Origin of the sequence: Micromonospora sp. NPDC051141 (genome assembly GCF_044455765.1) — a bacterium.
Classification (GTDB): Bacteria; Actinomycetota; Actinomycetes; order Mycobacteriales; family Micromonosporaceae; genus Micromonospora.
The window spans coordinates 424,481-440,553 of sequence record NZ_JBITFD010000003.1; the positions used below are offsets into that span (position 1 = coordinate 424,481).

12 protein-coding genes are annotated in these 16,073 nt (G+C 73.8%); 10 read left to right on the forward strand and 2 right to left on the reverse strand.

Annotated features, from left to right (window positions below; genetic code table 11):
- Positions 1 to 78: 78 nt before the first annotated feature.
- Positions 79 to 2,274 carry a transglycosylase domain-containing protein gene (locus ACIA6B_RS07265; protein WP_396771848.1) on the forward strand — a complete coding sequence of 732 codons (2,196 nt, stop codon included), beginning with the start codon at positions 79 to 81 and terminating at the stop codon, positions 2,272 to 2,274.
- 347 nt (positions 2,275 to 2,621) lie between these two features.
- On the opposite strand, the gene ACIA6B_RS07270 is transcribed toward ACIA6B_RS07265, so the two are convergent.
- Positions 2,622 to 4,460, reverse strand: coding sequence for a thiamine pyrophosphate-requiring protein (locus tag ACIA6B_RS07270; RefSeq protein WP_396771850.1), 1,839 nt, complete (start codon positions 4,458 to 4,460; stop codon positions 2,622 to 2,624).
- A gap of 111 nt (positions 4,461 to 4,571) precedes the next feature.
- Here ACIA6B_RS07270 and ACIA6B_RS07275 point away from each other — a divergent pair, with 111 nt between their 5' ends.
- From ACIA6B_RS07275 to ACIA6B_RS07285, 3 genes are read left to right on the forward strand one after another with little or no spacing between them, the layout of a single operon-like run.
- Entirely contained in the window at positions 4,572 to 5,381 is an 810-nt protein-coding gene (locus ACIA6B_RS07275; protein ID WP_396771852.1) for a TrmH family RNA methyltransferase, read from the forward strand.
- Positions 5,382 to 5,423: 42 nt separating this feature from the next.
- Positions 5,424 to 6,875, forward strand: coding sequence for an argininosuccinate synthase (gene argG / locus ACIA6B_RS07280; RefSeq protein WP_396771854.1), 1,452 nt, complete (start codon positions 5,424 to 5,426; stop codon positions 6,873 to 6,875).
- Between the two features lie 50 nt (positions 6,876 to 6,925).
- The gene (locus ACIA6B_RS07285; RefSeq protein ID WP_396771856.1) at positions 6,926 to 8,815 is read left to right on the forward strand and encodes a PucR family transcriptional regulator; all 1,890 of its coding nucleotides are present in this window, start codon (positions 6,926 to 6,928) and stop codon (positions 8,813 to 8,815) included.
- 99 nt (positions 8,816 to 8,914) lie between these two features.
- Here ACIA6B_RS07285 and ACIA6B_RS07290 read toward each other — a convergent pair whose 3' ends face one another.
- Positions 8,915 to 10,264: a hypothetical protein gene (locus ACIA6B_RS07290; RefSeq protein WP_396771858.1), complete on the reverse strand. Its 1,350-nt coding sequence runs from the start codon at positions 10,262 to 10,264 to the stop codon at positions 8,915 to 8,917.
- Between the two features lie 48 nt (positions 10,265 to 10,312).
- On the opposite strand from ACIA6B_RS07290, the gene murD reads away from it, so the two are divergent.
- From murD to ACIA6B_RS07320, 6 genes are all read left to right on the forward strand, one after another.
- Positions 10,313 to 11,662: a UDP-N-acetylmuramoyl-L-alanine--D-glutamate ligase gene (gene murD / locus ACIA6B_RS07295; RefSeq protein ID WP_396771860.1), complete on the forward strand. Its 1,350-nt coding sequence runs from the start codon at positions 10,313 to 10,315 to the stop codon at positions 11,660 to 11,662.
- A 13-nt stretch (positions 11,663 to 11,675) separates the two neighbouring features.
- Entirely contained in the window at positions 11,676 to 12,440 is a 765-nt protein-coding gene (locus ACIA6B_RS07300; protein ID WP_396771862.1) for a protein phosphatase 2C domain-containing protein, read from the forward strand.
- Between the two features lie 175 nt (positions 12,441 to 12,615).
- Complete coding sequence (locus ACIA6B_RS07305; RefSeq protein WP_396771864.1) at positions 12,616 to 12,996, forward strand: hypothetical protein; 381 nt, start codon at positions 12,616 to 12,618, stop codon at positions 12,994 to 12,996.
- A gap of 60 nt (positions 12,997 to 13,056) precedes the next feature.
- On the forward strand, positions 13,057 to 14,070 hold the full coding sequence (locus ACIA6B_RS07310; protein ID WP_396771866.1) for a UDP-N-acetylmuramate dehydrogenase: 1,014 nt from the start codon (positions 13,057 to 13,059) through the stop codon (positions 14,068 to 14,070).
- 204 nt (positions 14,071 to 14,274) lie between these two features.
- Positions 14,275 to 14,610, forward strand: coding sequence for a CATRA system-associated protein (locus ACIA6B_RS07315; protein WP_396771868.1), 336 nt, complete (start codon positions 14,275 to 14,277; stop codon positions 14,608 to 14,610).
- Positions 14,607 to 16,061 carry a CATRA conflict system CASPASE/TPR repeat-associated protein gene (locus ACIA6B_RS07320; RefSeq protein ID WP_396771870.1) on the forward strand — a complete coding sequence of 485 codons (1,455 nt, stop codon included), beginning with the start codon at positions 14,607 to 14,609 and terminating at the stop codon, positions 16,059 to 16,061. Before ACIA6B_RS07315 ends, ACIA6B_RS07320 begins: the two co-directional genes overlap by 4 nt.
- Positions 16,062 to 16,073: the final 12 nt, after the last annotated feature.

Below are 16,073 nucleotides of genomic sequence, written 5' to 3' on the forward strand. Positions count from 1 at the left end.
TGGACAGTCGCCGTGAGGTAACTGACAGTTGCCTGGCGAAGTGGTCGGATCGCGACTTTCGTGGCAATCCTTGGCTCCATGCCGTCTCCCCGGTCGCCACTGTCGCGGCTGTTCACCGTGCTGCTCGCGGGCCTGCTCGCCGGGCTCGTCCTGGCGCTCGCCGCGCTTCCGACCGGCCTGCTCGGCGGGTTCGTCGCCAAGGCGAGCCTGGGCGCGTACGCGGAGCTGCCCGACGCGCTGCGCACCCCCGCGCAGCCGCAGCGCTCCTACCTCTACGCCAACGACGGCAAGACGCTGATCACCACGTTCTACGACGTGAACCGCACCGACGTGCCGCTGGCCGAGATCGCGCCGGTGATGCGCCAGGCGATCATCTCGGCCGAGGACCGGCGGTTCTACTCGCACGGCGGCGCCGACCTGCGCGGCATCGCCCGCGCGCTGGTCGCCAATGTGAAGGGCGGCGGCACCGAGCAGGGTGGCTCCACGCTGACCATGCAGTACGTCCGCAACGTGCTCAAGACCGACCCCACCCGCACCGCCGAGGAACGGCAGGCCGCCACCGAGCAGACCGTCGGGCGCAAGCTCCAGGAGATCCGGTACGCGAACGCGCTGGAGCAGTCGCTGTCCAAGGACGAGATCCTCAACCGGTACCTCAACATCGCGTACTTCGGCTCCGGCGCGTACGGCGTCGCCGCCGCGAGCCAGCGCTACTTCGGCACGGCGCCGGCGGATCTGACGCTCGGCGAGGCGGCGCTGCTCGCCGGCCTGGTCCAGTCGCCCGACGAGTACAGCCCGATCGACGGCGACAAGGACGCGGCGCTGGCCCGCCGGGCGTACGTGCTCGACTCGATGGCCGAGACCGGCGCGGTCACCGCCGCGCAGGCGGCGGCGGCCAAGGCCGAGCCGCTGACGCTGCGCCCGACCGCCCAGCCCAACGGCTGCACCGCGACCGCGCAGGGCCACGACGACTGGGGCTTCTTCTGCGACTACCTGCGCCAGTGGTGGCTCACCCAGCCGGCGTTCGGCGACACCGCCGACGAGCGCGAGCAGGCGCTGCGCCGCGGCGGCTACCGGGTCGTCACCACGCTCGACCCGAAGGTCCAGCAGACCGCGCAGGCGCAGGCCACCAAGGTCTACGGGTACGACGACAAGCGCGCGCTGCCGATCGCGGCGGTCGAGCCCGGCACCGGTCGGGTGCTCGCCATGGCGGTCAACCGGCACTACAGCCTCGCCGACAACCCGGACGGGCAGGCCAACCACCCGAACACGGTCAACCCGCTGATCTCCGGCGGCGCGAGCGTGGACGGCTACCAGGCCGGGTCGACGTTCAAGTTGTTCACCATGCTGGCCGCGCTGGAGGCCGGCAAGCCGCTCGCCACCGGCTTCGACGCGCCGGCCAAGCTGCCCACCCGGTACGCCTCCGACGCCGAGGGCAACTGCGACGGCAGGTGGTGCCCGAGCAACGCCAACCCGGAGTGGATGGACGGCTACCGGATGATGTGGGACGGCTTCGGCCGCTCCGTCAACACGTACTTCGTCTGGCTGGCCGAGCAGGTCGGCGAGGACAAGGTGGTGGAGATGGCGCAGCGCCTGGGCATCACGTTCCGGGCCGACTCCGACGCCGCGTTCGCCCGGAACAACGCCGCCAACTGGGGCGCGTTCACGCTCGGCGTGGCCGCCACCACCCCGCTCGACCTGGCCAACGCGTACGCGACGGTGGCCGCCGAGGGCACGTACTGCACGCCGTTGCCGGTGGTCTCGGTCACCGCGCCCGACGGCGACGCGGTCGACGTGGGGCAGCCGACCTGCAAGCGGGTGCTCGAACCCGACGTGGCGCGGGCGGCCACCGACGCGGCCCGCTGCCCGGTGGGCCAGCAGTCGGCGTACGGGCAGTGCAACGGCGGCACCGCCACCGGCGTCGACGGGATCGTCGACCGGCCGGTGGCCGGCAAGACGGGCAGCTCGGAGCGGAACGCCACCGAGACGTTCGTCGGGTTCACCCCGCAGGTGGCCGTGGCCGGCATCGCGGCCAACCCGGACGACGCGACCGACCTGGTCGGCTCCGCGGTGCAGGCCAGGGTGATCGACGCGGTGGCCCGGACCATCAAGGCGGCGGTCGCCGGCAAGCCGGTGAAGGACTTCACCGCGCCGAGCCGCGAGCTGGCCGGTGACCCGCAGCGCCCCCAGCCGCGCCCGCAGCCCACCCAGCCCCGCCCCGACACCCGGGACAACCTCCCCGCGGACATCCTCCGCTGGCTCCAGAACCGCAACTAACCACCCCACCCCACCCCACCCCACCCCACCCCACCCCACCCCACCCCACCCCCACGCGCTGTTTCACGGAAAGCGGGGTCATCCGCGCCCCGATGGCCACGCTTTCCGTGAAACAGCGCGCACGGAGGTGTCGGGTTCGGGTGGGTGGCACCCGGTGCTGCTCGGTGGTGGGAAGCGGTTGCTGCCCGGCGTCGACCGGCAGGACCTGCGGCTGGTCGCCACGCGCGGCTTCGACGGCCGGTCGGTGCTGCTGCGCCACGAACGGGCGTGACCGGCCGGCGGCGAGCATCCCGAGCGGGCGTCGCCGGCGGGCGGCGAGCACCCCGAGCGGGCGGCGGCGGGAGCGGTCAGCGACCGCGTCGGCGGGGCCGGTAGGTGGCCACGGTGGCGGGCAGGCCACGGCGGAGGATGCCCGCCCGGTCGCTGTCGCCGCGCAGCAGCGCGGCGGCCGTCTTGCGGGCCTGCTCGGCGGTGAAGTGCGGCGGCAGCATCAGCTCCGCCGGGTCGACCACCGCGTTGACCACCACCGGCCGGTCCGCGCCGAGCACCCGTGGCCACAGGTCGGGCACCTGCTCGGGCGCGTCGACCAGCTCGCCGCCGAGCCCCAGCACCTCCGCCCACCTGTGGTACGCCACGTCCGGCAGGTCCTGGCTGTCCGGGAACCGCGGCGTGCCCTCGCCGGAGCGCTGCTCCCAGCTCACGAACGACAGGTCCCGGTTGTTGAGCACCAGCACCACGAACCGGGGGTCCGCCCACTCCCGCCAGTACTTCGCCACCGTGATCAGCTCGTTGACGCCGTTCATCTGCATCGCCCCGTCACCGAGCAGCGCGATGACCGGACGGTCCGGGTGGGCGAACTTCGCCGCCAGCGCGTACGGCAGGCCGCCGCCCATGGACAGCAGCGTGCCGGAGAGGCTGGCCAGCATGCCGGGGCGGACCCGCAGGTGCCGGGCGTACCAGGCGGTGGCCGTGCCGCAGTCCACGGCGAGCATGGCGTCGTCGGGCAGCGCGTCGTCGAGCGTGGCGAACAGTGACTGCGGGTTGACCGGGTCGGCCGGCTGCCCGGCCAGCTCCCGCTGGGCGGCCCGCCACTTGCCGGTGGCGTCGGCGATGGTGGCCCGCCAGGCGGTCGGCGCCGGGCCGGGGCCCAGCTCGTCCAGGAGGGCCCGCAGCGTCGGCCCGGCGTCGCCGGTCAGGTTCACCTCGGTCGGGTAACGCAGCCCCATCCGGCTGCCGTCCAGGTCGATCTGCACCGCCCGGGCCCGCCCCTCCGGCGGGTAGAACTCCGAGTACGGCATCTGGCTGCCGACGATCAGCAGCCGGTCGCACTCCTGCATGAGCTGCCAGCTCGGGCGCGTGCCGAGCAGGCCGATCGCGCCGGTCACCCAGGGCTGCCGGTGGTCCGCGGCGGCGAAGCCGAGCAGCGCGGTGGCCACCCCGGCGCCGAGCCGGTCGGCGATCCGGCGTACCTCGTTCTCCGCGCCGAGCGCGCCCTGCCCGACCAGCATGGCCACCCGCTCGCCGCCGCGCAGCACCTCGGCCGCGCGGCGGACGTCGGCCTCCGGCGGCACGGTCGGCGGGCTGCTCGGCACCGCGCTGGTGTGGTAGTAGCCGTGTGCGTGCGGTGGCTGCGGCACCGCCGGTTCGTCCTGCACGTCGGAGGGGAGGACCAGGGCGGTCACGGTACGCCGCGCGAGCGCCGTGCGGCAGGCCCGGTCCACCAGGTGCCGGGTCTGGGACGGGTCGTCGAGCTGGGCCAGGAAGCCGCCCGCCACGTCCTTGTAGAGCGAGAGCAGGTCCACCTCCTGGTAGTAGCCGCCGCCCTCGGCGGGCAGCGCGGTGTGCCCGAGCAGCGCCACCACCGGCTGGTGGTCGAGCTTGGCGTCGTAGAGGCCGTTGAGCGCGTGGATCGCCCCCGGACCGCTCGTCACCACCACGCAGCCGAGCGGGCCGCCGCCGTACTTGACGTGCGCGCCGGCGGCGAAGCCGGCGGTCTCCTCGTGGCGTACCTGGATGAACCGGGCGCGACCCTCGGCGCGTTGCAGCGCCGACGTCAGGCCGTTGATGCCGTCCCCGGGATAGCCGTAGTAGCGGTGCACGCCCCACTCGGCGAGCCGGGCCACGATGTGATCGGCCACTGTCGCGCCGCGGGGCAGCCGGCCGTCGTCGGGGTGGTCCGCGCCCATCGTGGTGGTCCCTCCGTCGGTGTCCGCTTCCCCGGCTCCGTTCCCCGCCTCGGGCGGCGGAAACCCGGACCGCGCCGGGGGACGGGTCGGGGCGCCGGGCAGAATCGTCGGGTGCCTGTCCACGAGATCACCGACCCCGACGACGACCGGATCGCCGACTACCGCGCGTTGACCGACGTGGAGCTGCGGACCCGCTGGGAGCCCCCGCACGGGTTGTTCATCGCCGAGGGGGAGCTGGTGCTGCGGCGGGCGCTGCGGGCCGGTTACCCGGCCCGGTCGTACCTGGTCGACGCGAAGCGGGCGGACCAGCTCGCCGACCTCGACACCGGGGACGCGCCGGTGTACGCGGCCACGCCGGCGGTGCTCCAGCGGGCCACCGGCTTCCACGTGCACCGGGGCGTGCTGGCCTCGTTCCACCGCAAGCCGCTGCCGTCGACGGACGAGGTGCTGGCCGCCGCCCGCCGGGTGGTGGTGCTGGAGGACGTCAACAACCACACCAACCTGGGCGCGATCTTCCGGGCCGTGGCGGCGCTCGGGGTGGACGCCGTGCTGCTGTCGCCGACCTGCGCCGACCCGCTCTACCGACGCAGCGTACGGGTCAGCATGGGCGAGGTGTTCGCGGTGCCGTACGCGAAGCTGGAGCCCTGGCCGGGCGGGCTGGACCGGGTCCGCGCGGCCGGCTTCACGGTGCTGGCCCTGACGCCGGCGCCGGACGCGGTGCCGATCCAGCGGCTGACCGGCGACCAGCGGGCCCGCGCGGCGTTACTGCTGGGCGCGGAGGGCGCCGGGCTGACGGCGGCGGCGATGGCCGCCAGCGACGTACGCGTGGTGATCCCGATGCGTCGGGGCGTGGATTCGCTGAACGTCGCCGCCGCGACCGCGGTGGCCTGCTGGGAACTCGGCCGCGACGACCCACCGTGACCGTCGCTTGCATGACCATGCGGCTTGGTGCATAATCTTCCTGTGTCCAAGGTTCTCACCTCCCTGCCCACCGGCGAACGTGTCGGCATCGCCTTCTCCGGCGGCCTCGACACCTCGGTCGCGGTCGCGTGGATGCGCGACAAGGGCGCCGTGCCCTGCGCCTACACCGCCGACATCGGCCAGTACGACGAGCCCGACATCGCCTCGGTGCCCGGCCGCGCGCTCAGTTACGGCGCCGAGATCGCCCGGCTGGTCGACTGCCGAGCCGCCCTGGTCGAGGAAGGTCTCGCGGCGCTGACCTGCGGGGCGTTCCACATCCGCTCGGGCGGGCGGGCCTACTTCAACACCACCCCGCTCGGCCGGGCCGTCACCGGCACGCTGCTGGTGCGGGCGATGGTCGCCGACGACGTCCAGATCTGGGGCGACGGCTCGACGTTCAAGGGCAACGACATCGAGCGGTTCTACCGGTACGGCCTGCTGGCCAACCCGCAGCTGCGCATCTACAAGCCGTGGCTCGACACCGCCTTCGTCACCGAACTCGGTGGGCGCAAGGAGATGTCGGAGTGGCTGCTCGACCGCGACCTGCCCTACCGGGACAGCACCGAGAAGGCGTACTCCACCGACGCCAACATCTGGGGCGCCACCCACGAGGCGAAGACGCTGGAGCACCTGGACACCGGCATCGAGACGGTCAGCCCGATCATGGGCGTCCGGTTCTGGGACCCGACGGTGGAGATCCCCACCGAGGACGTCACGATCGGCTTCGACCAGGGCCGCCCGGTGACCATCAACGGCAAGGAGTTCGGCAGCCCGGTCGACCTGGTGCTGGAGGCCAACGCCATCGGCGGCCGGCACGGCCTGGGCATGTCCGACCAGATCGAGAACCGGATCATCGAGGCGAAGAGCCGGGGCATCTACGAGGCGCCCGGCATGGCGCTGCTGCACGCCGCGTACGAGCGGCTGGTCAACGCCATCCACAACGAGGACACCCTGGCCAACTACCACACCGAGGGTCGTCGCCTCGGCCGGCTGATGTACGAGGGCCGCTGGCTGGACCCGCAGGCGCTGATGCTGCGCGAGTCGTTGCAGCGCTGGGTCGGCACGGCGGTCACCGGCGAGGTGACGTTGCGGCTGCGCCGGGGCGAGGACTACTCGATCCTGGACACATGCGGCCCGGCGTTCAGCTACCACCCGGACAAGCTGTCCATGGAACGCACCGAGGACTCGGCGTTCGGCCCGTCGGACCGGATCGGCCAGCTCACCATGCGCAACCTGGACATCGCCGACTCGCGGGCCAAGCTGGAGCAGTACGCCTCGCTCGGCATGGTCGGCGGCACCGCCCCGCAGCGGATGGTCGGCGCCGCGCAGGCGGCCTCGACCGGCCTGATCGGCGCGATGCCCGAGGGCGGCGCGGAGGCCATCGCCTCCCGGGGCGTCCCCTCCGCGGAGGACGAGTGGCTCGACCGCGCCGCGATGGAGTTCGGCGTCGACTGAACCGGGACCGCACGGACGGGGCTTCGGTTCCGGTGGTGACGCAGGGTAGCGTGTCGCCCGTGTTCCCTACCGTGCGTGAGGTGCTCGGCCTGGTGCCGGTGCGCCACGGCGCGCCGCGCCTGGTCGCCGGCGACGCCGGGCTGGACCGCCCGGTGCGGTGGGTGCACGTCACCGAGGTGCCGGACATCGCCACCCTGCTCGGCGGCGGCGAGCTGGTGCTGACCACCGGCATCGGGCTGCCCGCCGACGACGCCGGGCTCCGCGCGTTCGTCGGCGACCTGGCCGACGTCGGGGTCTCCGGACTGGTCGTCGAGCTGGGCCGCCGCTACGTCGGCGGCGTGCCCCGGGTGATGGCCGCCGCCGCCGAACGGCGCGGACTGCCACTGGTCGAGCTGCGCCGGGCCACCCCGTTCGTGCGGATCACCGAGGCGGTGCACGCGCTGATCGTCGACGCCCAGCTCACCGAGCTGCGGGCCACCGAGGAGATCCACCAACGGTTCACCGAGCTGTCCGTCGAGGGCGCCGAGCCGGCCGAGGTGCTGCGGCAGGCCGCCGAGCTGGCCGGCTGCCCGGTGGTGCTGGAGAACCTGTCCCGGCAGGTGCTCGCGTACGACCCGGCGGGGGAGAACGCGGAACTGCTGCTGGACGGCTGGGAGCAGCACTCCCGCCGGATCCGGCCGGCCGGGCGGACCGCGTACGACCCGGACAGCGGCTGGCTGGTCACCACCGTCGGCGCGCGGGGGCAGGACTGGGGTCGGCTGCTGCTGCGCTGGCCGGCGGCCGAGGCCGCGCCGCCCACCCGGCTCACCATCCTGGTCGAGCGGGCCGCCTCCACGCTCGCCCTGGGCCGGCTGATCCGCCGCGACGCCGAGGGCCTGGAACGACAGATCCACCGGACGCTGCTGACCGCGCTCATCGACCACTCCCGCCCGGTGGACGAGGTGGCGCTGCGGGCCAAGGCGCTCGGCGTCACCCTGGACCGCCGGCACCTGGTCGGCGTGGTGGTCCGGCACCGCAGCGACGACCCGGCCGGGGACGTGGGGCCGGACGGGCACGACGATCCCGGTGCGGCGCGCCGCCGTGATCCGGAGGCCGCCGGCCCGGAGGCCGGCCCGGCCCGGCTCCGCGATCTCGCCGAGGCGGTCGGCCAGGCCGTGCGCGAGGCCAACCTGACGGCGCTGACAAGCGCCGTCGACGACCACGCGGTCGGCGCGCTGCTGGCGCTGCCCGACCCGGCCGCCGAGGAGAAGGCGCTCGCCGCGTTCGCCGCGGCACTGCGTCGGGTACGCCTCGACGCCGCCCCGCCCCGCCCGCCGACCCCCCGCCCGGCCCGCCCGCCGGACGGGGCCGGCCGGTCCGCGGCCAACGGGGGCGTGCGCCCGGTCGACGGGGTGGGTCGGGGTGCGGCTCCCGGCCCGGTGCGGCCGGTCGACGGGACCGCCCGGAGCGGTGCCCCGGGGGGCGTGCGGCCGGTCGACGTGTCGGCCCGTCCGGCGGTCGTCGTGGCGGCCGGCTCCGGGGTGAGCAGCCTGCGCGAGGCACGCCGGTCGCTGGTCGAGGCGCGGCAGATCGCCGAGGCGGCCCGGCGGGACCCGCGCGACCTGCCCTGCTTCCGGCTGCCGCACGTCGGGCTGGCCGGCCTGCTGCACCTGCTGCGGGACGAGCCCCGGTTGCAGACGTTCGTGGAGCGGGAACTCGGCCCGCTGTTGACGTACGACGCGCAGCATCCCCGGGAGCAGTTGCTCGGCACCTTGCGGGCATACCTGGAACAGGGCCGCAACAAGTCGGCGGGCGCGGTGGCCGCGCACCTGTCCCGGCCGGCGTTCTACGAGCGACTGGCCCGCATCGGCCGCATCCTCGACGCCGACCTCGACTCGGTCGACCAGTGCCTCTCCCTGCACGTCGCCCTGCTGGCCCTGGACGCCGTCCGCACCTCCTAGCCCGAGTTGATCAAGGAGTTTGCGTCAGGAATTCGCGCCGCGATGACGCAAACTCCTTGATCAACGCCGTTCGGGCGGGGGGAGGGGAGGGTGACGGGGTCAGGTGAGGGACTGGAGGGCCTTGGCGTAGGGGGTGGGGACGAAGTTCTCGGCGGTGGGGGTGAAGACGTCGGAGGTGGTGGCGGCCTGCCAGGCGGTGTCGGGCAGGGCCGCCACCAGGGCGCGCACCACGGGGGCGTCCCGCCACTGGTCCTGCTGCGCGAGCAGGCTCAGCGCCACCACCGACTCCTCCACCTCGCCGACGCACTCGAACGGCTTGTGCCCGTCCACGCCGAGCAGCTCCCGGTAGCCGGGGACCTGGGACTCGTCGGCCAGCAGGTCACCGCCGAAGATGCCGGTGAGCCGCTCGCGGGGCATGAACGGGGCCATGGCCAGGAACACGAAGCGGCACTTCGGGCAGTTCCGGCACCAGCGCTCGCTCGCGTCGTGCAGCTTGAACGCGGCGTTGCAGCTCGTCACCACCGCGTCGTACCGGTCGATCTCGGCGAACAGCCGGGCGATGTGCAGCTCGGACAGGGAACGCAGGAGCGAGAAGTACGGCTCGGTGAGCCCGGCGTGCTCGGCCAGCGCGGCCCGCAGCAGCCCTTCCGCCTCGACGCCCTTGGACCACTGGTGGTTGATCTCGTGGCCCTGCCAGACCAGGTTCGGGTCGGACGCGGAGCGCTCGTTCGACATCACCACCGGCCCGAGGTCGTGCAGCACGGCGGTGGCGACCGCGATCAGCGAGTTGATCGCGGTGACCGGGATGTGCCCGTTGCGGGCCCCGGCCCGGTTCAGCTCGAACAGCACCGGGTCGAGTCGCCGCCGGGCGGCGAGCGGCACCAGGTCGGACGCCTCGTTCACCGAGACGATCACGTGGTTCGGGTTGACCGAGAACGGCACCGGGTCGAGGCCGGCCCGGCGCAGCGCCTCCAGCGTGACGATGGAGTCCTTGCCGCCGCCGACCGCCGACAGCGGACGCCGGTCGGAGTTGTCCCACGGCGCCGCCGTCTCGACGGAACCGGCCGGGACCTCCGGGCGCAGCGTCAACACGTGCGGCAACGCGTTGCGGTACGCGTACTCGGCGAGGCCCTTGGTGTAGACGGCGGTGACCAGCTCGACGGCGGCGGACCCCAGCGGCGTCGGCAGCACCAGCCGGGGCGGCGCGGCGGCCTTGTAGTAGCTGACGCCGGCGACCACGTGCAGCAGCTCCAGGACCCGGGCCAGCCGCGCCGCGACGGCGTCGGAGACCGGCTCCGCCGGCAGCGGCAGCGTGATCACCTCGGTGAACCGCTGGTCGCCGTCGGGGCCGGTCAGGGCGTAGTCGAACAGCACCTCACCGGTGGCGAAGTCGATCGAGTACGACGGGAAGGTGAAGGCGGCCATCCGTCCGAGCTGTCCGTTAAGCACAGGTCATACTAGTCCGGACCCACCGGGACGCGAGCGAGGAGATCCAACGTGCGCCTGTCTGACCTGCGCGGACGCTCTGTGGCGATCTGGGGTACGGGGCGTGAGGGCATGGCCGCCGCCCGCGCGGTCGCCGCGCACGGTCCGGCCGGTCTCGTCGCGGTGGACGACCGGGCGAACTTCCTGTCGCTGCCCTGGGAGGGGGCGCTGGCCGAGGCCGCCCCGCTGGTCACCGGCGAGCCGGGGTTGCACGCGCTCACCGCCGCCGACGTGGTGGTCCGTTCGCCGGGCGTGCCGCAGACCCACCCGTGGATGGTCGAGCTACGGCAGCGCGGCATCCCGGTGACGCAGGGCACCGCGCTGTGGATGGCCGACCACGCCGACCGGACCATCGGGGTGACCGGCAGCAAGGGCAAGAGCACCACCTCCAGCCTGATCAGCCATCTGCTGGTCGCCGTCGGCCGGCCGAACGTGTTCGGCGGCAACATCGGCGTGCCCACGCTGGAGCTGCCCGACGCGGAGCTGTACGTGCTGGAACTCTCCAGCTACCAGTGCAGCGACCTGACCGACTCACCGCGGATCTCCGTGGTCACCGCGTTGTTCCCGGAGCACCTGGACGCGCACGGCGGGGAGCGGGAGTACTACCGGGACAAGCTGAACCTGCTGGCGCACGGCCCGCACGCGGTGGTGGTCAACGGGGCGGACCCCCGGCTCGCCGGGGAGCTCGGCGACCGGGCGGCGGTCCGCGCCGGCTCGCCGGACACCACCCACGTGGCGACCGGCCCGGACGGCACGCCCTGGTTCCACCTGCGGGACACGCCGCTCTTCCCCCGCGCGGTGCTGCCGCTCGTCGGCCGGCACAACGAGGGCAACCTCTGCGTCGCGCTCGCCGTGCTCGACGTGCTCGGCGTGGACGTGGTGGCGGACAGGGACACGCTGGCCGTCGCGGTCGCGGAGTTCCAGGGGCTGGCCCACCGGCTCACCGAGATCCCCGACCCGTCCGGGCTCACCTTCGTCGACGACACGCTCGCCACCAGCCCGTACGCGGCCATGCACGCCATCGACGCGTACGACGGGCGGCCGTTGACGGTCATCCTGGGCGGCACCGACCGGGGGGTGGACTACGCGCCACTGCGCGACCACCTGGCCGAGCGGGAGATCACCGTGATCGGCATCCCGGACAGCGGCCCGCGGATCATCGAGGCGCTGGCCGGGCTGCCGGGCGTGCGGTGCGAGATCGTCGACGACCTGTCCGACGCGGTGCGCCGGGCCCGCAAGATCACCCCGGCCGGCGGGGTCGTGCTGTTGTCGCCGGCCGCGCCCAGCTACGGCCGGTTCCGCAACTTCGAGCACCGCTCGGAGGCGTTCCGCGAGGCCATCGCGGAGACCATGGCCGGCTGAGCCGGCCGCGACAGTGGACTTCGCGTTCGCCACCGCGCCCGGATCGGACCGACCCAACGAGGACCACGTCGTGGTGTCGGCCGACTGGGCGTTCGTGCTGGACGGCGTCACCCGGCCGCCCGGTCTGGACACCGGCTGCGTACACGGTCCGGCCTGGCTGGTGCGGCAGTTGGGCGACTGCCTGGTGGGCGCGCTGACGGCCGGGCCGACGGCGCCGCTCGACCGGATCCTGGCCACCGCCATCGACCGGTTGCGGGACCGCCACGGGGGACGCTGCGACCTGTCCAACCCGCACAGTCCGTCGTCGACGGTCGCCGTGGTCCGGGCCGCGGACGACCAGGTGGACTATCTGGTGCTGTGCGACTCGTCGGTGGTGTTCGAGAACGCGGACGGCCGCACGGTCGTGCACGACGACCGCACCGACACCCTGCCGGCGTACGACCGGCACACGGTGGCCCGGCTGCGCAACCGGCCGGGCGGTTTCTGGGTGGCGTCGACCGATCCGGCGGCGGCGGCCGAGGCGCTGACCGGCCGGGTGGCCCGGTCCGGGCTGCGTCGGCTGCTGCTCTGCACCGACGGCGTCTCCCGGCTGACCGAGTTCTTCGCGCTCGACTGGGCGGAGGTGTTCGGGATCGCCGAGCGGTCCGGCCCCGGCGCCGTCATCGACACCGTCCGCCGCCACGAGACCGGCCGGCCGGAGCTGTTGACGCGGCCGGGGCGGGGCCCGGTCAAGCAGCACGACGACGCGACGCTCGCGGTGCTGCTCTCCCGCCCCTGATCCGGTTACCGGGGCCCCGGGGGCGCCGCGCGGTGACGGAATCCCGACGGTGGTCTTGTCCTGCCGGGCGGGCGACTGTTCAATACTGCCGTTCTCGCCCACGCCGAGGACGCATCGCCAGGCGTCACCGCACCGGTTCCACGAACGGGCGGCCGTTCGACGGAAGGTGCCAGCCGTGATCGAGGAGACGGGCGGTCCGATGTCCGCCGGGGACCTGTACCGGACGGCGGCCATGGACGCCAAGACGTTGCAGGACCGGATCCTCACGGCGGCCGGTCCCGGTGTCGACGTCAGTGACGGCCGCGCGCCGGCCCGGGCCCTCGCCGACGCCCTCCTCGCCGTGGTGCCGGACTACCTGGCGCGGACCTCGGACGAGCACGACGTGGAGCTGTTCCTGGAGGTCAACGGCCGGCCGCCGGAGGATCTCGCCGCCTGGCCGGTGAACATCCTGGCGGGCCTCGTGCTGCGCCGGACCCCGGCCGCCGACCGGCACGCGATCTGCGAGCGCGCGGTGCAGATCGCGGCCCGGCGGCTCCGGTCGTCCGCCGGCGCCTGACCGACGGCGGCGTGCCGAGGAAGCCGCGGGCGGCGGGAAGCCGGTCAGTAGGCTGGCCCGGTGACAACCACGTTTGCTGACCTGACCACGATGCGGGTCGGTGGTCCGATCGGTCGCCTGTACGTGCCGGAGACCACCCCCGATCTGCTCGACCTGCTGCGCCGGGCCACCGCCGCCGGGGATCCGTTGCTGGTCATGGGCGGCGGTTCGAACCTGGTGGTGGGCGACGTCGGCTGGGACGGGACGGTCGTCAGGTTGGCGACCTCGGACTTCCGCGTCGACGGGGAGCTGGTCACCGCGGACGCCGGCGTCGAGTGGGACCGGCTGGTGGCGGCCACCGTCGACGCGGGGCTCGCCGGCCTGGAGGCGTTGTCCGGCATCCCCGGGCTGGTGGGCGGCACGCCGGTGCAGAACGTCGGCGCGTTCGGCACGGTGACCTCGGACGTGCTCGACTCGCTCTCCGTCTACGACCGGCAGACCGGTGCGCTGGAGCGGTGGACGCCGGAGCGCTGCGGCTTCGGCAGCCACCGGCAGTCCGTCTTCAAGCACAGCGACAGGTGGGTCGTGGTGGAGGTGACGTACCGGCTGCGCCGCAGTGACCAGTCGCGGCCGATCGAGTACGTGGAGCTGGCGAAGCGGCTGGGCATCGACGTCGGCGGCACCGCCGCGCCGGCGGACGTCCGCGAGGCCGTGCTCGCGCTGCGGCGCAGCCGCGCCATGGTTCTCGACCCGGCGGACCACGACACCTGGAGCGTCGGGTCGTTCTTCATCAACCCGGTTCTCGCCGAGGTGCCGGAGCAGGCCCGGGAGTGCCCCCGCTATCCGGACGTCAAGGGCACCAAGCTGCCGGCGGCCTGGTTGATCGAGCGGGCCGGCTTCCCCCGCGGCTACGGTCACGACTGGGGCAACGGCACGGTGGCGCTGTCCAGCCGGCACGCGCTCGCGGTCACCAACCGGGGTGGCGCCACCACGTCCGAGGTGATGAAGTTCGCGGCGCACATCCGCGCGGGTGTCGAGGCGCGTTTCGGTATCCGGCTGGGTCCCGAATGCGATCTGGTCAACTGTTCCTTCTGATCGCTCCTTTTCGGCGTGTCGGTTAGCCGACAATGTGCCGGCACCGATGCGAAGTGGCCGCGGCGATTGCGGTCGAACTGGTCGAAGGGCTGAACGTCCGGCAATTCGCGACCGGATCGGATGAGCGTCGGACGACCGTTCCGGTGTCGGCACGCCTCCGACGGGCGACTTCCCCGCAGGCGTCCTCGCCTATGGTGACTGTCGATGAACGAGACCGGTGCGCCCGACCCCGACGACATCCTGCAATACGCCATCGACGCGTTGGCCGACATCCGTGAGGCGACGCTCCCGCCGGAGAAATGGGAACAGTTCCGCAGTTGTCTGGTGCTGATGAATGAGGCACTGGATCGGCGCGACCTGGTCGCCGTCAACCGGTGCCGGCAACGGATCGAGGCGCTTGAGAATCTGTTGGGCGCCAAGGCGGACCTCGCCAAGGACGTTCGACAGTCGGTGCCGCTGCGGGGGCAGGCCGACCGGCTGACCGACCGGCTGCGCCGGGAGAAGGGGGACGGGTCGGAACCGGACGGCCGGGGCCGATGAGACTGCACGCGTACGCGCTCAACGCGTACACCTATTTCGACGGCCTCCGGGACACCGGCATCGCGACCCGGATCACCGCCGCCTGCCGCGGCCTCGGCATGCGGGAGCCCGACCGGGTGCCGCTCGTGCACGGCGACGGCCTGCGGGCCCGGCAGTTCCTCACCGCCCCGGGCGACGGCACCCGGCAGGCGCTGCGGTACACCACGGCCCGCCTCGACGCGTTCCTGGTCTGCCTGGCGCCGGTCGACGGCACCGCGGACTGGCGCGACCTCGACCGGACGTGGCGGACGGCGGTGGGCGCGACGGCCGACGAGGACTGCACCGGCCGGGTGCGGCTGTTCTACGCGCTGTACGACGGTGACGCTGACGCCGACCGGCTCGCCGCCGCGGCGGAGGCCGCGCTGCCGGCCGGCGCGGACCTGCGTGGGGCGGAACCGACCGAGCCGGTGCCGGGCACCTGGCTGTGGGAGGTGCCGTCGCCCGACCCGGCCCGTCTGGAACGCCTCCTCGTGCTGCTGGCGCCCACCGCCGGCGAGTCGTTGAGCGACTCCTGGGTGTGGCCGGACGGCGACGCGCGACTCCGGCCGCTGCCCGGCTACCTCTGGGAGATGGCCAAGGTCCGCCACCAGGCCCGCCGGTTCGCGGAGCGCCGCTCGCAGGACCGACAGTCCCGGTTGTACGACCTCGCGTCCCGCGTGGAGGACAGCGAGCGGGCCGACCCCGAACCGACCGAGGCCCGGGAGGAGCGGCTCCGGAAACTCCGGCGGGAGACGGCGTTGGGCGCCGCCGACGAGGCCGACCTGCGCATCATGTCGCGGACGGTCACGGCCGAGGAGCACAACGCCCGGATCTGGCTGCGCGACTGGGCGGACACGCTCGCGGTGCCGGACCGCCACGCCTGGATCGAGGGCCTGGCCGGGCCGGTGGCGGCGGACCTGGCGTACGTGGCCTGGCTGGTGACCGAGATCGACGACGCGGCGGACACGGCGCGCGACACGGTGGCCTACGCGGAGCCGATGGCGCAGATCGGCGCCGCCGACCTGGAACGGCGGCTGCGTGCCCTCGCCGATCGCAACGAGTTCCTGACCGCGCTGCACACGTCGGTCCTCGCCGCCGTCGGCCTGCTGCTGGCCGCGTCCCAGTCGCTCAGCTACGACTGGCCGATGTACGCGTCGCTGCGGGCGCCGTTCATCGTCTCGGTGGCCGCCGGTGGACTGTTCCTCCTGCTCGCCGCGGCGCTCCGGTCGACCCGCCGGCACTGGGTCGGCCTGGCCGCCGCCGGCTTCGCCGCCTCGGTGACCTGGTTCGTGGTGACCTGGCTGGTCCGGTGGCAGACCGCGCATCCGCCCGCCGCGCCGCTCACCCGCGGCTGGTCGGCCGCCGCCGCGGCGGCGGCGCTCGCCGGCTGGCTGGTCCGCCGGGCGATCCGGTCCCGACGTGAACTGCGATGACCCACCCCCGAC